The sequence below is a fragment of the Ancylobacter sp. TW_SC_1 genome (genome assembly GCF_056836805.1).
In genome coordinates, this window is the sequence record NZ_CM166365.1 from 3337265 (window position 1) to 3358948 (window position 21684).

26 protein-coding genes and 1 tRNA gene are annotated in these 21684 nt (G+C 66.6%); 4 read left to right on the forward strand and 23 right to left on the reverse strand.

What is annotated here, in order from left to right; translation table 11 throughout:
- Positions 1-10: 10 nt before the first annotated feature.
- The 3 genes from AC1PZ7_RS15630 to AC1PZ7_RS15640 form a co-directional block, all read right to left on the reverse strand.
- The gene (locus tag AC1PZ7_RS15630; RefSeq protein ID WP_482356134.1) at positions 11-181 is read right to left on the reverse strand and encodes a hypothetical protein; all 171 of its coding nucleotides are present in this window, start codon (positions 179-181) and stop codon (positions 11-13) included.
- Positions 182-250: 69 nt separating this feature from the next.
- Entirely contained in the window at positions 251-685 is a 435-nt protein-coding gene (locus AC1PZ7_RS15635) for a DUF1489 family protein (RefSeq protein WP_482356135.1), read from the reverse strand.
- 29 nt (positions 686-714) lie between these two features.
- Positions 715-1389, reverse strand: a complete 675-nt coding sequence (locus tag AC1PZ7_RS15640) for a glutathione S-transferase family protein (RefSeq protein ID WP_482356136.1) — start codon at positions 1387-1389, stop codon at positions 715-717.
- A 601-nt stretch (positions 1390-1990) separates the two neighbouring features.
- On the opposite strand from AC1PZ7_RS15640, the gene AC1PZ7_RS15645 reads away from it, so the two are divergent.
- Both AC1PZ7_RS15645 and AC1PZ7_RS15650 read left to right on the forward strand, forming a co-directional pair.
- The gene (locus AC1PZ7_RS15645) at positions 1991-2674 is read left to right on the forward strand and encodes a DUF599 domain-containing protein (protein WP_482356137.1); all 684 of its coding nucleotides are present in this window, start codon (positions 1991-1993) and stop codon (positions 2672-2674) included.
- Entirely contained in the window at positions 2664-2942 is a 279-nt protein-coding gene (locus AC1PZ7_RS15650; RefSeq protein ID WP_482356138.1) for a DUF3253 domain-containing protein, read from the forward strand. The genes AC1PZ7_RS15645 and AC1PZ7_RS15650 overlap by 11 nt, the downstream gene beginning before the upstream one ends.
- Positions 2943-2988: 46 nt before the next feature.
- Here AC1PZ7_RS15650 and AC1PZ7_RS15655 read toward each other — a convergent pair whose 3' ends face one another.
- The 3 genes from AC1PZ7_RS15655 to mgtE all read right to left on the reverse strand — a co-directional run bounded on the left by AC1PZ7_RS15655 (position 2989) and on the right by mgtE (position 7609).
- Positions 2989-3789, reverse strand: a complete 801-nt coding sequence (locus AC1PZ7_RS15655; protein ID WP_482356139.1) for a YdcF family protein — start codon at positions 3787-3789, stop codon at positions 2989-2991.
- Between the two features lie 13 nt (positions 3790-3802).
- A complete protein-coding gene (locus AC1PZ7_RS15660; protein WP_482356140.1) occupies positions 3803-6052 on the reverse strand; it encodes a putative bifunctional diguanylate cyclase/phosphodiesterase in 2250 nt (749 codons plus the stop codon).
- A 162-nt stretch (positions 6053-6214) separates the two neighbouring features.
- Positions 6215-7609 carry a magnesium transporter gene (gene mgtE, locus AC1PZ7_RS15665; RefSeq protein ID WP_482356141.1) on the reverse strand — a complete coding sequence of 465 codons (1395 nt, stop codon included), beginning with the start codon at positions 7607-7609 and terminating at the stop codon, positions 6215-6217.
- Between the two features lie 172 nt (positions 7610-7781).
- On the opposite strand from mgtE, the gene AC1PZ7_RS15670 reads away from it, so the two are divergent.
- A complete protein-coding gene (locus AC1PZ7_RS15670) occupies positions 7782-8075 on the forward strand; it encodes an acylphosphatase (protein ID WP_482356142.1) in 294 nt (97 codons plus the stop codon).
- Here the strand turns inward: AC1PZ7_RS15670 and lipB are convergent.
- Positions 8072-8821, reverse strand: a complete 750-nt coding sequence (gene lipB, locus AC1PZ7_RS15675) for a lipoyl(octanoyl) transferase LipB (protein ID WP_482356143.1) — start codon at positions 8819-8821, stop codon at positions 8072-8074. The two genes, AC1PZ7_RS15670 and lipB, sit on opposite strands and share 4 nt — an antisense overlap.
- A gap of 184 nt (positions 8822-9005) precedes the next feature.
- Here lipB and AC1PZ7_RS15680 point away from each other — a divergent pair.
- Positions 9006-9090: transfer RNA gene (locus tag AC1PZ7_RS15680), tRNA-Leu, on the forward strand.
- A 179-nt stretch (positions 9091-9269) separates the two neighbouring features.
- On the opposite strand, the gene AC1PZ7_RS15685 is transcribed toward AC1PZ7_RS15680, so the two are convergent.
- The 16 genes from AC1PZ7_RS15685 to rplF all read right to left on the reverse strand — a co-directional run bounded on the left by AC1PZ7_RS15685 (position 9270) and on the right by rplF (position 21675).
- A complete protein-coding gene (locus AC1PZ7_RS15685) occupies positions 9270-10052 on the reverse strand; it encodes a polysaccharide deacetylase family protein (RefSeq protein WP_482356144.1) in 783 nt (260 codons plus the stop codon).
- A 126-nt stretch (positions 10053-10178) separates the two neighbouring features.
- Positions 10179-11276: an RluA family pseudouridine synthase gene (locus tag AC1PZ7_RS15690; RefSeq protein WP_482356145.1), complete on the reverse strand. Its 1098-nt coding sequence runs from the start codon at positions 11274-11276 to the stop codon at positions 10179-10181.
- A 158-nt stretch (positions 11277-11434) separates the two neighbouring features.
- Positions 11435-11818, reverse strand: a complete 384-nt coding sequence (crcB, locus tag AC1PZ7_RS15695; protein ID WP_482356146.1) for a fluoride efflux transporter CrcB — start codon at positions 11816-11818, stop codon at positions 11435-11437.
- A 47-nt stretch (positions 11819-11865) separates the two neighbouring features.
- Positions 11866-13182 carry a replication-associated recombination protein A gene (locus AC1PZ7_RS15700; protein ID WP_482356147.1) on the reverse strand — a complete coding sequence of 439 codons (1317 nt, stop codon included), beginning with the start codon at positions 13180-13182 and terminating at the stop codon, positions 11866-11868.
- 7 nt (positions 13183-13189) lie between these two features.
- Entirely contained in the window at positions 13190-14617 is a 1428-nt protein-coding gene (locus AC1PZ7_RS15705; protein ID WP_482356148.1) for a DegQ family serine endoprotease, read from the reverse strand.
- A gap of 138 nt (positions 14618-14755) precedes the next feature.
- Positions 14756-15184, reverse strand: coding sequence for a 50S ribosomal protein L17 (gene rplQ / locus AC1PZ7_RS15710; RefSeq protein ID WP_482356149.1), 429 nt, complete (start codon positions 15182-15184; stop codon positions 14756-14758).
- Positions 15185-15257: 73 nt separating this feature from the next.
- Complete coding sequence (locus AC1PZ7_RS15715) at positions 15258-16322, reverse strand: DNA-directed RNA polymerase subunit alpha (RefSeq protein ID WP_482359656.1); 1065 nt, start codon at positions 16320-16322, stop codon at positions 15258-15260.
- An 82-nt stretch (positions 16323-16404) separates the two neighbouring features.
- Complete coding sequence (gene rpsK, locus AC1PZ7_RS15720; protein WP_018390623.1) at positions 16405-16794, reverse strand: 30S ribosomal protein S11; 390 nt, start codon at positions 16792-16794, stop codon at positions 16405-16407.
- Between the two features lie 116 nt (positions 16795-16910).
- Positions 16911-17279, reverse strand: a complete 369-nt coding sequence (rpsM, locus tag AC1PZ7_RS15725) for a 30S ribosomal protein S13 (RefSeq protein WP_482356150.1) — start codon at positions 17277-17279, stop codon at positions 16911-16913.
- A 191-nt stretch (positions 17280-17470) separates the two neighbouring features.
- Complete coding sequence (locus AC1PZ7_RS15730; protein WP_482356151.1) at positions 17471-18055, reverse strand: adenylate kinase; 585 nt, start codon at positions 18053-18055, stop codon at positions 17471-17473.
- Complete coding sequence (gene secY, locus AC1PZ7_RS15735) at positions 18052-19383, reverse strand: preprotein translocase subunit SecY (RefSeq protein WP_482356152.1); 1332 nt, start codon at positions 19381-19383, stop codon at positions 18052-18054. The genes AC1PZ7_RS15730 and secY overlap by 4 nt, the downstream gene beginning before the upstream one ends.
- 55 nt (positions 19384-19438) lie before the next feature.
- Positions 19439-19930, reverse strand: coding sequence for a 50S ribosomal protein L15 (rplO, locus tag AC1PZ7_RS15740; RefSeq protein ID WP_482356153.1), 492 nt, complete (start codon positions 19928-19930; stop codon positions 19439-19441).
- A gap of 21 nt (positions 19931-19951) precedes the next feature.
- Complete coding sequence (gene rpmD / locus AC1PZ7_RS15745; RefSeq protein WP_482356154.1) at positions 19952-20143, reverse strand: 50S ribosomal protein L30; 192 nt, start codon at positions 20141-20143, stop codon at positions 19952-19954.
- Between the two features lie 28 nt (positions 20144-20171).
- Positions 20172-20723 carry a 30S ribosomal protein S5 gene (gene rpsE, locus AC1PZ7_RS15750; RefSeq protein WP_152301896.1) on the reverse strand — a complete coding sequence of 184 codons (552 nt, stop codon included), beginning with the start codon at positions 20721-20723 and terminating at the stop codon, positions 20172-20174.
- A gap of 43 nt (positions 20724-20766) precedes the next feature.
- Positions 20767-21129: a 50S ribosomal protein L18 gene (rplR, locus tag AC1PZ7_RS15755; protein ID WP_482356155.1), complete on the reverse strand. Its 363-nt coding sequence runs from the start codon at positions 21127-21129 to the stop codon at positions 20767-20769.
- Positions 21130-21141: 12 nt separating this feature from the next.
- Positions 21142-21675: a 50S ribosomal protein L6 gene (gene rplF, locus AC1PZ7_RS15760; RefSeq protein WP_482356156.1), complete on the reverse strand. Its 534-nt coding sequence runs from the start codon at positions 21673-21675 to the stop codon at positions 21142-21144.
- Between the last annotated feature and the right edge of the window lie 9 nt (positions 21676-21684).

The window sequence follows — 21684 nt, forward strand, 5'->3', positions numbered from 1 at the left end:
CGCTCAGACGTCAGGTGAAGCTGACATAGCTCACCGCCATGCCGAGGATGACGAGCGCCAGCCCGATGCCGAGGACATAGCGCATCGGGCGCACCTCGACGGCCTGACGCTCCTCGGTATCCGCCTTGACCACGACCTCGCCATTGGCGACGACGCGGTGATCGTCCGAATCCTGGGTCATCGGCGCCTCCTTTCCTTGCTGTGTGCAAGGTCACAACGCGGGAAGACGCGGTTCGGGTCCGTCGGGAGATCAGAGCAGGCCGAGCGCGCGCAGCTCGCGGCGCAACTGATCGGGCAGTGCCGGCGCGTCGCCGACAGCGGAAAGGTCGAGCGGCGCGTCCTTGTCGGCGAGATAGCGCCAGCCCTGGAACGGACGGCTCGGACGCGGCGCGACACGGTGCACCACCGGATCGAGCAGCAGGTGGCAGCGCCGGATGCCGTCCGGATCGACGAAGGGGCGGATGCCGGTCAGCGCCTGCCGACAGGCGACCTCGCCCTTGACCACCCAGTAGAGCGAGCCGCCGGCGAGCAGCTCATCGGTGCGCGTGGGCACCATGCGGGTGGTGTGCACCTGCTCCACGGTCTGGCCGCGCGCGGCCTTGTCGGCCAGCGTCTGCGCGATCCACTCCTCAAGATCCTCGATGGACTCGGCGCCGACGCAGAGCTTGATCAGGTGAAGCGGCATGGAAAAGTCCGTGAGAGAACGTCGCTTCTCTATACGCGCTTGACCGTCGGCCAGTCGACCTCATCCTCGGCCAGCGCGTCCTCTTCCCTCAACGCTGCGTCCTTCCAGGCGACGAACGCCGGATGGGCATGGATCGCCTCGACATAGGCGGCCGAGAGGTCGTCGACCTCGATCGCATAGGTACGGATGCGCGCCGCCACCGGGGCGTACATGGCGTCGGCACCGGAGAAGGCGCCGAAGAGGAAATCGCCCCCCTCGCCGAAAAGCCGGCGGGCTTCGGCCCAGCGGCGCGTGATGCGCCGGACATCCTTCAGCGCCTCCTCGGGAAAAGCCCTCGGCTCGACCGGCCGCCAGAGGTTCATCGGCGCCACGCTGCGCAGCGCGCCGAAGCCGTTGTGCATTTCGGTCGCCAGCGAACGCGCATGGGCGCGCCTGACCGGCTCGGTCGGCCACATGGCCCTGTCCGGGAAACGCTCGGCGAGATGCTCCAGAATGGCGATCGATTCCCACACCACCGCGTCGCCGTCGATCAGCACCGGCACCCGGCCGGCGGGAGAATGCTCCCGGACCCGTTCCTTGAAGTCCGGCGCGCCCAACGGCACCAGAATCTCCTCGAACGGGATGCCAAGCGCGGTCATGGCGAGCCATGGCCGAAGCGACCAGGAAGAGTAGTTCTTGTTGCCGATGATGAGCTTGAGCGCCACGCCGTGTCTCCCTGCGAATGGGTCGACCGCAGGGTGGTTCATAAGCCCGCGCCGCGCAAACGCATGGCTCTGATGGCGATGATCAATCGTCGTGATCTGCACCGGAAAGACGGACGGCCCGGCCTTGCGGCCGGGCCGTTATCGGAACTGCGGAGGCCAGACCTGAGCGAAACGCCGCCGAAGCGGTCCGTTGCTCAGCCTGCGACGACCTGAGCCGCCTGGAAACCACCGAAGAGGTAGACAAGGGCAACACCAGCCAGGAAGGCTGCGACGGCCCAGCGGGCGACTCCCCAACAGGAGCGCTCGGGTATGGAATTCATGATAATCCTCGGAACATCACGGTCGTTCTGCCGCACACACCATCGACTCGACGGCAGGCAGCGAACTGAAACATTACTTAATGAAACGTTACTCATTTCGCAATCGCGGAATCGCCACAATCCACTTCGCGCACCGCAGTGCAGCCCCGCACGGCCCGCATGATGCAGCCTTTTCCACAAGCTCGCTCGGCCTATTGAATGCCGCCGGCCGGGCGCTCACCATGGCGTGCGGCGGCACCGCCATCCACTAACGCCCGCCGTCGACCCGTTTGAGTAAACCCATGCTTGGCTTCACTTACACCGACGCACTCGGCATCGCTGCCTTCACCTCGGCATGGGTCGCCTACCATGTGGTGATGGAAGGTAGCTGGGCCGAATCGCGCACGTTGAACCGACGCATGGACGACTTCCGGCTGCAGTGGATGCACCGCATGCTGGCGCGCGAGAACCGCATCGTCGACGCCCAGATCGTCGCTGCACTGCAGAACGGAACGGCCTTTTTCGCGTCGACCTCGCTGCTGGCCATCGGCGCCTCGCTCGCCATCCTCCAGTCGACCGACGCCGTGATGGCGATCTTCCTCGACCTGCCATTCGTGGCGCCGAACCGGACGAGCTGGGAACTGAAGACGCTGGGACTGGCGCTGATCTTCGCCAACGCCTTCTTCAAGTTCGCCTGGGCCTACCGGCTGTTCAACTACACCACCATCCTGCTCGGCTCGACGCCGCCGCCCTCGGAAGCTGCGACGCCGGAGGCGCAGGCGCATGTCGTCAAGCTCGCCCGCATGGCGACCATCGCCGGACGCCATTTCAACCGTGGCCAGCGGGCTTTCTTCTTCGCCATCGCCTATCTCGGCTGGTACATCAATGGCTGGGCGCTGATGCTGGCGACGCTGGCCATCTTCCTCGTCATGATCAACCGGCAGCTCGGCCGGGATTCGCACTGGGTACTCGACAATGCAGGATAGGCAGACCACGCGCCCCTCCGAGGAGGCGGTGGAGACGGCGATCCTCGCCGTCGCCGGGCGGCCGGACGCGGCCAGGACGGTTTCGCCCGAAGAGGTCGCCCGCAGCGTCGCGGCTGACCCGGACTGGCAGAGCCTGATGCCGCAGGTCCGCCGCTGTGCGGTCCGGCTCGCGCAGGCGGGCCGCCTCGTCATCTACCGCAAGGGCAAGCCGGTCGACCCCACCGATTTCCGCGGCGTCTACCGTCTCGGCCTGCCGCCGGAAGGCTAGAGTCCTTTCCGATCGGGTGGAAACATCGGATCGACCGGCAAATGCTCTACTCGGCCCGCGGTCCGGGAAACGGGCTGTCGATGCGTCCGGTCAGATAATAGGCGGCCAGCCCGATCCATTCACGCACCGCCATGTCGAAATAGCCCAGCCCTTCGGAAACCGAGTTGAAGAGCTGGAACGGTGCGGCTTCGCCCGTGGTCCGGAAGTCCACCGGATAGGCCGTGACGGGAAACCCCACCGCCCGGAAACAGCCGATGGCGCGCGGCATATGGAACGCGGACGTGACGAGCAGCCACCGCTCGCCAGGGCGCGGCTGGACAAGCTCCTTGGCAAGGCGGGCATTCTCCGCGGTGTTGCGCGACATCCGCTCGAAGGCGACGCGCGACTCGTCCACACCGATCTGCGGGAGAGCCATGCGGACGACGTCCGCTTCCTGCATCGCCTGATCGCCAAGGCTGCTGCTGCCGCCGGCGAAGACGATGCGCGCGGCGGGATAGCGGCGGGACAGCTCGCCCATCGCCAGAAGGCGCTCGGCGGCCTCCTGGAAGGACGCGACCCCGCGCACGGCGGTGATACCCGGGAGCTCGGCGCCGCCGAGCACGATGATGCCGTCGACCGGGCGGCCATCGTCGACATAGACCGGAAAGCGGTCCTCCAGCGGCACAGTCAGCAGGCGGCCGAACGGCCCGAGCCCAACCAGCAACAGGCCGACGACGCCGGCCACCGTCAGCACGGTGCCAAGGCGCCGGCACCAGCGCCGGAGCAGAAGTCCCGCCACCGCCAGCAGGGTGAGGAAGGTCGACGGAACGGCGACCATCCAGAGGATCTTGGAGAGATAGAAGAACATGTCGGGCGCCCTGCTAGATCACGATGCGCGAGCGCGGCGGCGAGGCTGGTGCGGGCTGCACCCGCTCCAGATAGCGTTCGATGCTGGAAACCGGCACCGGACCCGCCAGCAGGAACCCCTGGACGTGGTGGCAACCGACCGATTGCAGGTAGCGAAGCTGCTCCCGCGTCTCCACGCCTTCCGCCGTCACCGTGATCGCCAGCGCGCGGGCCAGTCGGACGACGCAGTCGATGATGGCCGCGGCGTCGTCGCTCTGGCCGATGTTCTGCGTGAAGCTGCGGTCGATCTTGATCGTGTCGACGCGGAAGCGGCGGATATAGCCGAGCGAGGAATAGCCACTGCCGAAATCATCGAGCGCGATGCGAATGCCCATCCGGCGTAGCGCCGCCAGCGAGGCGAACGCCTCCGGCTGGTTGCCGAACAGGAGATTTTCGGTGATCTCAACTTCCAGATGCTCCGCCGGAAAGCCGGTCTCCTCAAGGATGCGCTTCACCTGCAGGTCGAGGTCACGGGTACGGAAATCGACGGGTGAGAGGTTCACCGCGAGCTTCACCTGGCCCCAGTCGCGTGCCTGCGCGCAGGCCTGCCGAAGCACCCACATGTCGAGCTCGGTGACGAGCCCGGTCTGCTCGGCGATCGTGATGAACTCGCCCGGGGAGATGATGCCCCGGCTCGGATGTACCCAGCGCACCAGCGCCTCGAAGCCGATGACGACCTCGCCGTCGACCGCGAACTGCGGCTGGTAGTAGACGGTCAGCTCACCCTGCGCGAGGGCGCGCTGCAGCTCGACCTCGAGGTCGCGCCGGCGCATGACCTCGTGCTCCATGCGCGGCGCGAACATCTGGACAGTGCCCCGTCCCTCGGCCTTCGCGCGGTAGACCGCGATGTCGGCGAGACGGATCAGCTCGATGGCGTCGACGCCGTTGTCGGGCGCCACGGTGCAGCCGATCGATCCGTTGATCAGCAGGGTCTGGCCCGCCACGGTGGCGGGCTGGCGCACGGTGTTGAGAATGATCGCCCCCGCCACCTCGATGTCCTTGTCGCTCTCGATCGGCACGAGAATGACGAACTCGTCGCCGCCGAAGCGCGAGGCGAGCACACCCGGAAGCGCCAGCTGGGCCAGGCGATGGCCGATCTTGGTGAGCAGGAGGTCGCCGACGTGATGGCCGAGCGTGTCATTGATGTCCTTGAAGCCATCGAGATCGAGGAAGTAGATGGCGAGGCGACTGGACTCGTTCACCTTGCTCAGCCGCTCGCTAAGCGTGCGCATCAACAACGTCCGGTTGGCGAGGCCGCAGAGCGGGTCGGTGTAGGCGAGCCGCGACGCCAGCGCCTCGCTCTCCGCCAGTTCCCGGGTCGCCCGGCGCGCATACCAAAGCACGATCGCCGCCACCAGCAGCAGGATGAGCGCCGTCGCCATGAGTGCCGGCAGCAGCGCCGACAGCAGCGTCTTGCCTGGATTTTCCGGGATCCAGCTGAGCCAGGCCGGAGCCACCTGCGGATCGTGGAACGGAACACGTATGCCATGCCGGTCCGGCGGAGGCGGCTCGTTCGTGACCTCCGGCGACGCAACGTGCAGTTCGCCGACGAGATCGCTGAGGAAGCTCCGGTCCATGAAGAGCACGGTCACGGCGACCGGCGGCACGCCCGATGGCGAGACCACGCGACCATAATCGGGCGTGATGCTGATTGCGCCGACGAGCGCCGGCCGACCCTCGACCCTGAGATAGCCGGCGCGGAACACCGGTGGATTGGCCCGCCGGTGCGACTCGGACGAGGACTGGCTCGCCTTGAGCGCCTGGACCTGATCACGGAAGGCCTCGCGCACACCCTGCACCAGCGGCAGGATCGAATGATCATCGAATGGCGCCGCGTCGGCCTCCACCGCATTGCCGTCGACGGACGCATAGGCCAGGCCGGCTTCGAGAACGATGTAGGAGCGGTCGTGACGCTGCGTGTCGTAGAGCCAGCGTCCGAAATTCTCGTGCACCCACTCCTCGTCGAGGAAATAGGCGGTGCGCAGCACGGATTCGTCCCAATGCGCGAAGCTCGACAGGTCGCGCTCGAGGAAGGCCGCCCTCCGCTGCAGCGCGTCGAGTACCAGCCGGCTCCAGCGGTCGCGCGACGCCGCGTCGATCCGCTCCGCGGCCACGAGGGAAAAGGCACCCATCACCGCGACCGCCGCCAGAATGACCAGCGCGACCGCAAGGATCATTCCGTCGCCCGCGCGCAGGCGTCGATGCGTGACCCGCAGCGCCGGCATCGCTCCGGTCTCTTGCGCACCCCCGCTCAACTGGAGGGCTAGACGATCACCGTTTGGCGCCTCCATCCGGTCCTCCGATTGCTCCCCGCTCATCGAAACCTTGTTCTTATTGCTTCTCGAAGCGAGACTTTACGCTACGCATGCCAACAGAGTTCGTGGACTTTAGAACCACAGTGAAGCAATTCCCAAGAAGGCGAAAAAGCCCACGACATCAGTGACTGTGGTTACGAAAGGGCCCGACGAGACGGCGGGGTCCACCTTGAGCCGATCAAGGGTGAGAGGGATCATTATACCGCCTAACGCCGCGGCCACCAGATTGATAATCATCGCCAGCGCGATCACGAATCCAAGGTCGGCCAGCCCAAAGCGGGCGAAGACCACCACCGCCATGATGACGGCGAAGACCACGCCGTTGAACAGGCCGACCAGCAATTCGCGGGCGATGACGCGTTTGGCATTGCTCGGGCGCAGTTCGCGCGTCGCCAGGGCGCGCACGGCGACCGTCATGGTCTGCGTGCTGGCATTGCCGCCCTGACTGGCCACGATCGGCATCAGCACCGCCAGCGCGACCATGCGCTGCAGCTCGTTCTCGAACAGCGCGATGACGAAGGAGGCGATGTTGGCGGCGATCAGGTTGAGCAGCAGCCAGGAGAAACGGCTCTTGGCGATGTACCAGAAACTGTCCGACAGCTCCTCGTCGCCGGCCACGCCGCCGAGCGCCTTGAGGTCCTCGTCGGCCTCTTCCTGAATGACGTCGACGATGTCGTCGATGGTCAGCACGCCGACCAGCCGGCGGCCCTCGTCCACGACCGGTGCCGAGATCAGGTTGTAGCGCTCGAAGACGCGGGCCACGTCCTCCTGGTCGTCGGTGGCGTTGACCACATGGCGGTCGGGCGTGACCACCTCGCCGAGCTTGGTGCCGCGCCTGGTGCGAAGCAGCCGGTCGAGCGGCACGGAGCCGCTGAGGCGGTAGCTCGGATCGACGACGAAAACCTCGAAGAAGGTGTCCGGCAGCCCCTCCGTCTCGCCGATATAATCCAGCGTCTGCCCGACGGTCCAGAACGGCGGCAGCGCGATGAACTCGGTCTGCATGCGCCGGCCGGCGCTCTCCTCGGGATAGTCAAGGCTGCGCTGCAGCGCTGCCCGTTCCGGGATCGACAGATTGGAGAGGATCGCCTGCTTGTCGGCGTCGTCGAGGTCCTCGAGGATGTAGACGGCATCATCGGACTCGAGGTCACGCACGCCTTCGACGACGGTCTGCGTCGGCAGTTCCTCCAGGATCTGCAGGCGAACGGTCTCGTCGAGTTCGGTAAGCGCGGTAAAGTCGAAATCGCTGCCGAGCAGTTCGATGAGCTGCGGCCGGTCCGCCGCCGGCAGCGCCTCCAGCAGCCGCGCCAGGTCGGTCTCGTGCAGGTCGGCGACGATCGCGCACAACGCGTCGACGTCGCGCGCCTCGATGGCGCCGATCACCGCCTCGACGAAACCGGGGGTTTCGCTCGGCTCGAGTTCATGTTCGGGGCCGCGCGGCGGGGCGGCGAGATCGGTCTCTTCGCGCATGCCTACTCCGGCGCGGGGTTTGAACGAAGGGTTCCGGGATGGCCTGGTTGCGAGGCGTCGAAGCTGTTCTTAAACGAGCTGTCGTTAATGAAGCGTCGGCGTGACAATCAATTCACGGGAACACTCCCTCGCCGGCGCGGGGAAATGCGTTCCCTGCAGCGGGGAATTTGGCATGACCAGTGTGGCAGCCACGCGTCTTGTCGTGCGCGGACGCGTCCAGGGCGTCGGCTATCGCGCCTGGCTCGCGCGCGAAGCCGAACGCCGCCGTCTGTACGGATGGGTACGCAACCGCCGTGACGGCAGTGTGGAGGCGCTGGTGTTCGCGCCCGCCCCGACGCTGGGCGATTTCATCGAGGCCTGCCACAGCGGGCCTCCAGCGGCATCGGTCCTGGAAGTACTGTTCAGCGAGGAAACCGCTCCGGAGGCCGAGATCTTCGCCGACTTCGCCATATGGCCGACCGTCTAAGGCGCGCCATCCTCGTCCACGACCGGACCGAAGACCGTCGCGAAAGCGCGGCGCAGGGCGAGATCGGCATCCTCCATCGTCACCGGCAGCCCGAGTTCCACGAGACTGGTGACACCGTGCTCGCGCACGCCGCACGGCACGATGCCGGCGAAATGCGACAGGTCCGGCTCGACGTTGAGCGAGATGCCATGCATCGTCACCCAGCGGCGCACGCGGATGCCGATGGCAGCGATCTTGTCCTCGCCCTCGCCGGCCTTGGTCGGATGGCGCACCCAGACGCCGACGCGATCCTCCCGCCGCTCGCCGCGCACGTTGAAGGCGGCCAGCGTGCGGATAAGCCACTCCTCCAGCGCGGCGACGTAGCGGCGCAGATCAGGCTCCCGGCGCTTGAGGTCGAGCATCACATAGGCCACGCGCTGGCCCGGCCCGTGATACGTGAACTGCCCGCCCCTGCCGGTCTGGAAGATCGGGAACCGGTCGGGATCGACCAGATCCTCCGGCCGCGCGCTGGTGCCGGCGGTGTAGAGCGGCGGATGCTCCAGCAGCCAGACCAGCTCGTCGGCGCGGCCGGCGGCTATGTCCTCGGCCCGCCGGTCCATCTCCGCCAGTGCGTCGGGATAGGCGACCGGATGAGCCGACACGCGCCAGCGCACCGGCGGGTTCCCCGGCTTCGGCAGCAGCACCGGAGACAGCGCGTCGCGGATGACGGCGGCAGGGTTGGCGGCGGGGTGCGGCACAGCGTTCATGGTCGATACATAATCACTGCCGGGCATTCTGTCGCCTGCCGGGCCATGTGCGGCAGGCGCATCTGTCCACAGGCAGGGGCGCGCCGGCGCCCCCCTTGATGCAGCCCTTGTGGAGCCCCATTCGATCTGTTAGACGATGCCCCGCCGCGCCGGGCGCTGACGAAGCAGCACGGATGCAGGCAATGCGGTCGTGGCGGAATTGGTAGACGCGCTGCCTTGAGGTGGCAGTGGGTAACACCGTGGAGGTTCGAGTCCTCTCGACCGCACCAAATTGATCCGGATCGGAACGCACGGCGACCCCTCGGGTCGCCGTTGTCGTTTCTGGCGGCCTGAACCCCTCGGGTCGCCGTTGTCGTTTCTGGCGGCCTGAACCCCTCGGGCCGCCGTTGTCGTTTCTGGCGGCCTGAACCCCTCGGGCCGCCATTGTCGTCGTTCCAGGCGGGCGCCCCTATGGCGCCACGGCGGGCTGTGCCGGGGGCGGCACGACGTGCACCACCCGGTAGCCCTTTTCCTTCAGCGTGGCGAGGAAGGCGGGAAGCATTTTCAGCGTCTGGCCGCGCGTGTCGTGGAACAGGATGATTCCCCGCCCCGCATGGTCGAGACGGGTCATCACCAGCTTGAGCTGCTCGTCCGGCGTCATCGGGTTCCAGTCCGACGCCCACAGATCGGCGCCGAACACGCCGATGCCCCGCTGCTTCATGTAATCCAGCAGTTCCGGCGAGGCGCCAAATCCGGGAAAGCGGAAGAAGGGCACGCGCGGCGTGCTCGACACGACGCCGTAGGCCGCCTTGTCGTCCGCCTTCAGCCCCTTCTCGATGTCCGCCACGGCCTTGTCATAGGGAAGATCCGCCAGCGTCATCGGATGGGTCATGCTGTGATGGCCGACCGTATGCCCCTCGGCGATCGCACGACGCACGAGATCCGGATGTGCGGCGGCGTTGCGGCCGATGACGAAGAAGGTGGCGCGCACGCATTCGCGCGCCAGCACCTTCAGCACGCCCGGCGTCGTGGCCGGCAGCGGTCCGTCGTCGAAGGTGAGCACGACCTCCCGGTCGGCGAGGTCGAGCGTCTGCGGGAAGTGCTTGGTGCCCACCTGCAGGCCGACCGGGTCGACCTGCAGCACACGGGACGTGCCCAGCCTGCCGGCGCAGTCCGCCGCCGCCAGCGCCGGGACGGCGGCGCCCGCCCAGAGCGCCAGGACGACGGCAAGGCGGCGCACGAAGAACGGCATGGACGGCTTCCCGGATCGACTATCTGGCGCCAGTGCGTAGCCGATCGGCCGGGCACGCGCCATCCGGCAGGGGCGCATCCACGGCGCGCCTGACCTTCATCGGCCGCATGGCTGATGTCCGTCCGTTCAGCTCTCTGGCGCGTCGACGATGGGGTCGTACTGCGAGGCGTCGAAGCCCAGCACGTTCCAGCTCTGCTGCATGTGTGGCGGCAGCGGCGCGGAAACGTCGATCAGCCTGTCGCCGCGCGGATGGGGAATGACCAGCCGCCGGGCGAGCAGGTGCAGGCGGTTCTGCAGCCCGCCGGGCAGCGGCCAGTTCTCGATGTCGAAATATTTCGGATCGCCGACGATGGGATGGCCGATATGCGCCGCATGGGCGCGCAGCTGGTGTGTGCGGCCCGTCACCGGCTTCATCGACAGCCAGGCGAGCTTCTGCGCCGCATTGTCCACCACGGCGTAATAGGAGATGGCGTGGCTCGCCTCGTCGTCGCCGTGCCGGGCGACGCGCATCCGCTCGGCCGCTTCGTCCTTGGCGAGATAGGTCGAGATGCGCCCCTGCGCCGGGCGCGGCACGCCGGGTACCAGCGCCCAGTAGACCTTGCGGGCCGAGCGCGAGCGGAAGGTCTTGGCCAGTGTCGAGGCGGACAGGCGCGTCTTGGCCACCAGCAGGATGCCGGAGGTGTCCTTGTCGATGCGGTGCACGAGGCGTGGCTTCTGCCCGTCATCGCCGCGCAGCGCCTCCAGCATGCCGTCGACATGGCGGAAGGTGCCCGAGCCGCCCTGCACGGCAAGGCCATAGGGCTTGTTGAGCACCAGCACGTCGCGGTCCTCGTAGAGCGTCATGTCCTTGAGCGCGCGGGCGTCCTTGTCGTCGCTGCTGGAACGCCTCACCGCCGGCGCGGCGATGTCTTCCTCGCCGTCGCCGGACGGGGCCGGACGTGGCGCCCGTGGCGGCGGAGCCTCGCCGCGGGCCTTGGCCTCCTCGGCCTCAAGGTGCTCGGCGGCGGAGAGCTGCGGCTTCTCCTCCAGCGGCGGGATGCGGATGCTCTGGCCGGCGGAAAGGCGGGTATTGGTCTTCACCCGGCCACCCTCCACCCGCACCTGCCCGCTGCGCAGCAGCTTCTGCAGATGGCCGAAGGAAAGGTCGGGGAAATGCGTCTTGAACCAGCGGTCAAGCCGCATGCCCTCTTCGTCCGGGTCGACGCGGCGTGTCTCAACGGCCATGGATCGGTTACTCCTCGCCCCAGCACCTAGAGCCCTTTCCGCTCGGATGGAACATCCGAACGGAAAGAAAGTGCCCTGGAGTCAAAGCTGGAGCATTTCCTCGTCGATCGGACGATTTCGTCCGATCTGCAATGCTCTAGCCGAGACCGGGCGCCACGTCACGCGAGAGCGCGAATAAGCGCCAGCCCACCGAACACGCCTACCAGCGACAGCGCGACGGAACCGCCGACATAGAGCGCCGCCAGTCCCATCTCGCCGCGCTCCACGAGCAGCGCCGCATCGAGCGAGAAGGCGGAGAAGGTGGTGAAGCCGCCGAGCACGCCGGTGATGATGAAGGCCCGCGCATGCACCGTCCACGCCGCGCCGGACATGAAGGTCAGCCATCCCGCGATCAGGCCGATGGCGAAGGAACCGGCGACGTTGATGGTCATCGTGCCGACCGGAAAGCCCGCGCCGAACATGCGCAAGGCGGCCATGCTGGTCGCATAGCGCAGCACACCGCCGATGCCGGCGCCGATGAAGACCATCAGGATCGTGTTCATGTCGCCCCTTCCACCTACCGCCCTCGCCCGTCTACCGCCGAATCCGCCTATCGCCCCTGCCGCTCGGCGCGCAGCCGTGCCCAGTATTCGAGCCGCTTCTTCACCTCGCGCTCGAAGCCACGCTCGTTCGGCGTGTAGAGGTTCGCGCGGGGATCGCCGGCGAGTTCCTCGGGAAAGAACTCCTGCCCGGCATAGGCGTCCGGATAATCGTGATCGTAACGGTAGCCGGCGTGGTAGCCGAGATCCTTCATCAGCTTGGTCGGCGCGTTGAGGATGTGCTTGGGCGGCGGCAGGGAGCCGGTCTTCTGCGCCAGGGCGAGCGCCGCGTTGAAGGCGGAATAGGCGGCATTCGACTTCGGCGCGGTCGCGACATAGGCGATCGCCTGCGCCAGGAACAGCCGCCCCTCAGGCCAGCCGACGCGGTCAAACGCCGTCCAGGCGGCCACCACCATCGGCATCGCCTGCGGATCGGCCATGCCGACATCCTCGGACGCCGCGCAGCACAGCCGGCGAAAAACCGTGCCGGGGTCCTCGCCGCCGGTGACCATGCGCGCGGCCCAGTACATCGCGCCGTTCACGTCCGAGCCGCGCAGGCTCTTATGGAAGCAGCTCAGCAGGTTGTAGTGCTCGTCCTGGCCCTTGTCATAGATCGGCGCCCGCTTCTGCATCGTGGCGGAAAGCCCCGCGATGTCGAGATCGGGGCCCTCCGGCAGCGACAGCAATTCCTCGGCGAGGCCGAGCAGATAGCGCCCGTCGCCATCGGCCATGCCCACGAGCGCGACCCGCGCCTCCGCGTCGAGCGGAAGACGGCGCCCTTCCAGCGTCTCGGCACGCTGGAGCAGCCGCTCGATGGCCTCAGCGTCGAGCGACTTGAAGACCAGCACCCGCGCGCGCGACAGCAGCGCGGCGTTGAGCTCGAAGGACGGGTTCTCCGTCGTCGCGCCGATCAGCGTGATGGTGCCGTCCTCCATGACCGGGAGGAAACCGTCCTGCTGCGCGCGGTTGAAGCGGTGGATCTCGTCGACGAAGAGCAGCGTGCCCTGCCCGATCGCCCGACGTCCGCGCGCCGCCTCGAACACCTTCTTGAGATCGGCGACGCCGGTGAAAATGGCCGATATCTGCTCGAAATGCAGGTCCGTCTCGCGGGCCAGCAGCCGCGCCACGGTCGTCTTGCCGGTGCCGGGAGGCCCCCAGAAGATCAGCGAGCCGAGCGAACGGTTGGCGATCATGCGCGTCAGCATGCCGTCCGGCCCGGTCAGGTGCTCCTGTCCGACGACCTCGGCGAGCTTCTGCGGACGCAGGCGGTCGGCCAATGGGCGGGGTGCGGCGCCTTCGAGCCCGGCGGTGGCGAAAAGATCGGACAAGGCCGCCTCAGCCCGGAAGCAGGGCGGAAATGACCCGCCCGCCGCGCTGGAGCGTGATCCGCCAAGCCCGCGCCGGCACGCGCGTGATCCGCTGCAGATCGGCCGTGGTGGCGATGGGCACGCCGTTGATCTCGCGAATGACGTCGCCCTCCCGGAAGCTGGTGCGCGCGGCCGGAGAGCCCTCGGCGACCGCCGTGATCACCACGCCCTTGTCAGTATCAAGCGTGCGCATTTCCTCGGTCACGGCCGGCGAGAGGTTGACCACGGTCGCGCCGGAAAGCGGCGAGCGCCCATCCAGCGTAGTCTCGTCGCGCGGCACCGTCTCGGGCGCCGGCGCCAGCACGACCTTCAAGGTCGCCGGCTTTCCCTGGCGGACGATGCCCAGTTCGACAGAGCCGCCCAGCGGGCGGGTCGCGAACCGGTAGCCGAACGCATCGGGATCATCCACTTCCTGTCCCGCGACCGCCACGATGAGATCGCCGGCGCGCAGGCCGGCCTTCGCCGCCGGGCTGTCCGGCACCACATTCTGCACCAGCGCCCCGGTCGGACGCGCCACGTCGAGCCCTTCGGCGATATCTGCCGTCACCTGCTGCAGATCGGCCCCCAACCAGGGACGGCGCACCACCTTGCTGCCGGACAGCGCCGACTGGAGGACGACGCGCACCATGTCGGCGGGAATCGCGAAGCCGATGCCCTGCGAGCCGCCCGAGCGCGAGAAGATCGCCGTGTTGATGCCGACCACGCGGCCCGCCCCATCCACCAGCGCGCCGCCGGAATTGCCCGGATTGATCGCCGCGTCGGTCTGGATGAAGAAGCCGTAATCGGTGATGCCGCGCTGCGTGCGCGCAAGCGCAGAGACGATACCCTGCGTCACCGTCTGACCGACGCCGAAGGGATTGCCGATGGCCAGAACGATGTCGCCGACCTGCAGGTCGTCCGACGAGCCGAGCACGGCGGAGGGGAAAGCGCCCTTCCCGCCCTGGAGGCGCAGGATGGCGATGTCGGTGCGCGGGTCGCGCAGCACGATGTCCGCATCGAATTCGCGCTTGTCCGCCAGCGAGATGCGAATCTGGTCGGCGCCGTCGATGACGTGGTTGTTGGTGACGACGATGCCGGAGGGATCCACCAGCACGCCCGAGCCGAGGGAGCGCTGGATGCGCTCGCTTGGCGTGTCCAGGCCCGGCACGTCGGGACCGCCCCGGTCACCGAAGAAGCGCCGGAAGAACGGATCGTCCAGCAGCGGATTGTTCCGCGGGGCGTTCTTCAACGCATAGACGTTGACGATGGCCGGCGCGGTGCGCGCGACGATGGGCGCGAAGCTCAGCCCGATCTCGGCGCGCGATGTCGGTACGCGCGGCCCGGCGGCCGCCGGCGTTTGCGCGGCGACCGGAGCGGCGATGAGGAGCGTGGCGGCGATGAGGGCGAAGCGTTTCATACCGCCAGATATAATCCCCGGCCTGCGGCGGAGAAAGGGCAAGGCGCGGTTCGTTTGCACCCTTCTGCTAGGGCGCGACCGCACAAAAGAAAAGGGGCGGTCGAACCGCCCCTTTGTCCCTCATCGCTCAGCGACGTTTCACGCCGCGGCGGCTTCCTCGGCCTTCGCCGCCTCGAGGCGGGCGAGATCGGAAGCGCCCTTGGCGGCCTCGTCGCGATCGACCAGCTCGATCACCGCGATGGCGGCCGAATCACCGTGGCGGAAACCCGCCTTGATGATGCGGATGTAGCCGCCATTGCGCTCCTTGTAGCGCGGGCCGATCACGTCGAACAGCTTGCGCACGACGGCAACGTCGCGCACCTGGGCGATCGCCTGGCGGCGGGCGTGCAGGCCGCCGCGCTTGCCGAGGGTGATCAGCTTCTCCACCACCGGGCGAAGATCCTTCGCCTTCGGCAGGGTGGTGATGATCTGCTCGTGGGTGATGAGCGCCTGCGCCATATTGGCGAACATGGCCTTGCGGTGCTCAGCGGTCCGGTTGAACCGGCGATAAGCTTTGCCGTGGTTCATGGCGAGTTTCCTGTCGTGCGACGGCTTTCGAGCCGGGAGTTGCGATTAACGGCTCGAACGCCGCCTAGAATGCTCAATAGTGATCTTCGAACCGCTTGGCGAGGTCCTCGATGTTCTCCGGCGGCCAGCCCGGCACTTCCATACCGAGATGCAGGCCCATGCTGGCGAGAACTTCCTTGATCTCGTTCAGCGACTTGCGGCCGAAGTTCGGGGTACGGAGCATCTCCGCCTCGGTCTTCTGGATCAGGTCGCCGATATAGACGATGTTGTCGTTCTTCAGGCAGTTCGCCGAACGAACCGACAGCTCCAGCTCGTCCACCTTCTTGAGCAGCGCCGGGTTGAAGGGAAGCTCCTGCATGACAGGGCTTTCCGTCTCGCGCTTGGGCTCTTCGAAGTTGACGAAGATCTCGAGCTGGTCCTGCAGGATGCGCGCAGAGAAGGCGAGCGCATCCTCCGGGCTGATCGAGCCGTTGGTCTCGATGGTCATGGTCAGCTTGTCATAGTCGAGAATCTGGCCCTCGCGGGTGTTCTCTACCTTGTAGGAGACCTTCTTGACCGGCGAGTAGAGGCTGTCGACCGGGATGAGACCGATCGGCGCGTCCTCGGGGCGGTTGCGGTCGGCCGCAACGTAGCCCTTGCCGGTGTCGACGGTGAATTCCATGCGAATCTCGGCGCCGTCGTCGAGGGTGCACAGCACCAGCTCGGGGTTCAGCACCTGCACGTCACCGACCGTCTGGATGTCGCCGGCGGTCACCGTGCCCGGACCCTGCTTCTTCACCACCATGCGCTTGGGGCCATCGCCGGCCATCTTGATAGCGATGTCCTTGATGTTGAGCACGATGTCCGTGACGTCCTCGCGCACGCCCGGGATCGAGGAGAACTCGTGCAGCACGCCGTCGATATGCACCGACGTCACCGCCGCGCCCTGGAGAGAGGACAGCAGAATGCGACGCAGCGCATTGCCGAGCGTCTGGCCGAAGCCGCGCTCCAGCGGCTCGGCGACAACGGTCGCAAGACGCTTCGGATCGCTGCCGACCGCGACCTCAAGCTTTTCGGGCTTGATCAGCTCTTGCCAGTTCTTCTGAATCACGACGTCACCCTTGGTTTCGACGGTGCCCCGGACACCCTGGCCCGGCAGCTCCGTCCCCGGCCCCGACCGGTGGGGGAATGCCAAACGCAGCGGCCCCTGCGGCGCCCGAGCGCCGCTCGATGGATAAGCGTCAGACGCGCCGACGCTTGCGCGGGCGGCAGCCATTGTGCGGGATCGGCGTAACGTCGCGGATCGACGTCACGGTGAAGCCCGCCGCCTGGAAGGCGCGCAGCGCCGATTCACGGCCCGAACCCGGGCCCGACACTTCGACTTCGATGGTGCGCATGCCGTGATCGGCGGCCTTGCGGGCGCAATCCTCGGCGGCGACCTGCGCGGCGTACGGGGTCGACTTGCGCGAACCCTTGAAGCCCATGGCACCGGCCGAGGACCAGGCAATCGTATTGCCCTGCGCGTCGGTGATGGTGATCATGGTGTTGTTGAACGACGCGTTCACATGGGCAACGCCGGAGGCGATGTTCTTGCGTTCGCGGCGCTTGATGCGGGCAGCTTCTTTAGCCATAGACCTTTGATCCTTCAGGCGCGCCCGTCATACCAGGCGCTCGGGACGATATTCGCGGCGAATGCGCCGGACGCACGCGGCGCCGACGCGTAAAAGCGGGCCGAAGCCCGCTCAACTCACTTCTTCTTGCCGGCGATCGGCTTGGCCGGACCCTTGCGGGTGCGGGCATTGGTGTGGGTGCGCTGACCGCGCACCGGCAGACCACGACGATGACGCAGGCCGCGATAGCAGCCGAGATCCATCAGACGCTTGATGTTCATCGAGACTTCGCGACGCAGGTCGCCTTCGACCATATAGTCACGATCGATCGTCTCGCGGATCTGCAGCACTTCCTGGTCGGTCAGCTGATTGACCCGACGCTCGAGCGGGATACCGACCTTCTCGACGATATCGGCGGCGTTCTTCGCGCCGATGCCGTGAATGTACTGAAGCGCAATGATCACGCGCTTGTTGGTCGGAATGTTAACGCCTGCAATACGAGCCACGTCGTGCTCTCCATCTGCTCCGGCCAAACCGGAATTAAGACACCCCGCGTCCGGTGGAGGCCGGCCCCTGCGGAGATACGAACGAGGCCATGCGACATCAGCAAATGATGTCGATCAGCGGCACCCGCATAAGTGAAGCGCGGCACATAGAGCGATTCCGCCCCAATGTCAAGCCGCGCCGTCGCAAAGCCTCAGACCGTCTCGAGAACGTCCGAGATCGCCTTCGTCACTTCGTCGATCGGCCGCATGCCATCGATCGAGGCCAGCATGCCGCGCTGCGCGTAATAGGGCGCCACGACGGCGGTATCCCGGTTGAACGCCTCAAGACGGGTCTTGAAGACCTCCGGATCGTCATCCTTGCGCACCGGCTCGCCGCGGGCTGCGGTTTCCTGGGCGCGCTGGACGATGCGGTGGACCAACTTGTCCTGGTCGACCTTCAGCTCGATCACAGCATCAAGCTTGACGCCTTTTTCCGCCAGGATGCGGTCAAGTGCTTCAGCCTGCGCGACGGTGCGCGGAAAGCCATCAAGGATGAAACCCTTGACGCAATCCGGCTCGTCGATGCGATCGGAAATGATGCCGATCACGATTTCGTCGGAAACGAGCTGACCGGCGTCCATAACCGCCTTGGCCTTGAGGCCGATCGGCGTGCCGTTGCGAACCGCCTCGCGCAGCATGTCGCCGGTCGAGAGCTGCACGATACCGTGGCGCGCGACCAGACGCTGCGCCTGCGTGCCCTTCCCCGCCCCCGGGGGTCCGAGCAGAATCAGCCTCATCGGCGCTTCCCCTTGAGCTTGGCCTTCTTGACCAGCCCTTCATATTGATGCGCCAGCAGATGCCCCTGGACCTGAGCCACCGTATCCATGGTCACGCTCACCACGATCAGCAGCGACGTGCCGCCGAAGTAGAACGGAACCGCAGCGTAGGAGATCAGAATCTCGGGAAACAGGCACACAATCGCAAGGTAAGCCGCACCGATGACGGTGATGCGAGTCAGCACATAGTCGATGTACTCGGCCGTGCGCTCGCCCGGGCGGATACCGGGCACGAAGCCACCGTGCTTCTTCAGGTTGTCGGCGGTCTCGGTCGGGTTGAACACGATCGCTGTGTAGAAGAAGCAGAAGAACACGATCAGCAGCACATAGAGCAGCATGAACAGCGGCTGGCCGTGGCCGATCAGCGTCGTCACCGTGGTCAGCCAGCCCGGCCCCTGCCCCTGCATGAAGCTCGCGACCGTGGTCGGGATGAGCAGCAGCGAGGAGGCGAAGATCGGCGGAATGACGCCCGAAGTGTTCAGCTTCAGCGGCAGGTGCGACGACTGGCCTTCATAGACCTTATTGCCGACCTGGCGCTTGGGGTACTGGATCAGCAGGCGGCGCTGCGCCCGCTCCATGAACACGATGAACATGATGACCGCGGTGGCCATCAGGATCACCGCCAGGATGATGCCGGTGGACAGCGCGCCTTGACGACCCAGCTCCAGCGTGTTGGCGATCGCCGACGGCAGCTCCGCCACGATGCCGGAGAAGATGATCAGCGAGATGCCGTTGCCGATGCCGCGCGAGGTGATCTGTTCGCCGAGCCACATCAGGAACATGGTGCCGCCCGTGAGAGTGATCACCGTCGAGATGCGGAAGAACCAGCCCGGATCCGCCACCACGGCGCCCGAGCCCTCAAGACCCACGGCGATGCCGTAGGACTGGAACACGGCCAGCACCACGGTGAGGTAGCGCGTGTACTGGTTAATCTGCTTGCGGCCGGCCTCGCCTTCCTTCTTCAGCGCCTCGAGCGTCGGCGAGACGGTCGTCAGCAGCTGGATGATGATGGAGGCGGAGATGTACGGCATGATGTTCAGGGCGAAGATCGCCATGCGCGAGACCGCGCCGCCCGAGAACATGTTGAAGAGGCCGATGATGCCCTGCTGCGCCGTACGGAAAACGTCGGCGAGCGCGTCGGGATTGATCCCGGGCATCGGGATATAGGTGCCCAGCCGATAGACGAGAAGCGCACCCAGCGTGAACCAGATGCGCTTCTTCAGTTCGTCGGCTTTTGCCAGAGCACCGAAATTGAGGTTTGCCGCGAGCTGTTCTGCTGCCGAGGCCATGGTGGCTCCGCTCCTCGTCTGTGCCCTGTAACTACGGTGAGACCCGACTTAAGCGTCAGGTCGCCGTTTCGCCAGTGTCCGCCTTGGATGCCGGCACCGTCACGGTGCCGCCGGCGCTCTCGATCGCCGCAATGGCCGACTTGGTCGCATGGGCGACTTCAAGCGTGACCTTGGCCTTCAGCTCACCGCTGCCGAGCACGCGCACGCCGGCCTTGGCGCGACGCAGCACACCCGCCTCGACAAGCGCGGCCTGGGTGATCGGCGCCTTGGCGTCGAGCTTGCCCGCATCGAGCGCGGTCTGGATGCGGCCGAGAGTGACCTCGTTCCAATCCAGCGCGAAGATGTTGTTGAAGCCGCGCTTGGGCAGGCGCCGATGGATCGGCATCTGGCCGCCCTCGAAGCCCTTGATCGCGACGCCGGTGCGCGAGGTCTGACCCTTCACGCCGCGACCCGCTGTCTTGCCCTTGCCGGAACCGATTCCGCGGCCGACCCGCATGCGCTTCTTGCGGGCGCCCGCGTTGTCCTTGATGTCGTTAAGGATGCTCATCGCCAGTCTCCTTCGCCGCCGTCACGCTTCGACGACGCGCACGAGGTGGCGGACCTTATAGATCATGCCACGCACGGCCGGGGTGTCTTCGAGCGTCGAGCGACGTCCGAGCTTGTTGAGGCCGAGGCCGATGAGGGTCGCCCGCTGGGCTTCGGGTCGGCGGATCGGGCTGCCGGTCTGCTCGACGGTGACCGTCTTGGTGCTGTTCGCCATGATTAGCTCCACTACCTCTCAGGGCGACTCAATCGGTCGCTTCGGCGTCGTCGACGCGACGGCGCGACTGAAGCTGCGAAACCTTCAGGCTGCGCCGGGCCGCCACCAGACGGGGGCTGTCCTGGTTCTTCAGCGCATCGAAGGTCGCGCGGACCATGTTGTACGGGTTGGACGAGCCGAACGACTTCGCCACCACGTCCTGCATGCCGAGCGTCTCGAACACCGCACGCATCGGGCCGCCGGCGATGATGCCGGTACCCGCCGGGGCGGCGCGCAGGATGACCTTGCCCGCGCCATGGTGGCCGTGCACGTCGTGGTGCAGCGTCCGACCCTCGCGCAGCGGCACGCGGATCAGCGCGCGCTTGGCGGCTTCCGTCGCCTTGCGGATCGCTTCCGGAACCTCACGGGCCTTGCCGTGGCCGAAGCCGACGCGACCCTTCTGGTCGCCGACGACGACCAGCGCGGCGAAGCCGAAGCGACGTCCGCCCTTCACAACCTTCGCGACACGGTTGATGTGGACCAGCTTGTCCACGAACGTGTTGTCGCGATCCTCGCGTTCACGCTCACGTTCACGAGCCATGATCTTATCCTCGTCGTTCTGCGGGGGGATCCCGCTCGTGATCTCAGAAGTTGAGACCGCCCTCGCGGGCGGCTTCGGCGAGCGCCTTGACGCGGCCGTGATAGATGAAGGCGCCGCGGTCGAAGACCACGTCCTTCACACCGGCTGCGACGGCGCGTTCCGCCACGAGCTTGCCGATCGCCTGGGCCGCCGCGGTGTCCGCGCCGGTCTTCAGGCTGTCCCGCAGGGTCTTCTCGAGCGACGAGGCGGACGCGATGGTCACGCCGCGAGCGTCGTCGATGATCTGCGCATAGATGTGCTTCGACGAGCGATGCACCGAGAGGCGCGGCCGCCCGTTCGCCGTCGCGCGGAGAGCACGGCGGACACGCGCCTTACGGCGCTCGGTAGCGTCCTGATACTGGGCCATGGTTCGGGTCCGTTACTTCTTCTTGCCTTCCTTGCGGAAGATGAACTCACCGGCGTACTTCACGCCCTTGCCCTTATAGGGCTCGGGACCGCGGTACTCGCGGATCTCGGCGGCGACCTGACCGACCTTCTGACGGTCGATACCGGAGATGACGATCTCCGTCGGCTTCGGCGTCGTGATCTGGATCCCTTCCGGAATCGCATAGTTCACGTCGTGGCTGAAGCCGAGCGCCAGGCTAAGGGACTTGCCCTGAACCGCGGCGCGATAACCGACGCCATTGATCTCGAGCTTCTTCTCGAAGCCCTTGGTCACACCTTCGACCAGGTTCGACACCAGCGTGCGGGAAAGACCCCACATCGCCTTGTGGCGGTTGGTCTCGCCGTTCAGCGCGAACACGATGTTCCCGCCGTCCAGCTTCACGTCGATCTCGTCGACGACCTTCACTTCCAGGGCGCCCTTGGGACCCTTGACCTTCACCAGCTGGCCGTCGACCGTGGCGGTCACGCCGGCGGGAACAGCAATCGGGGCTTTACCAATCTTGGACATGTGCTCTCT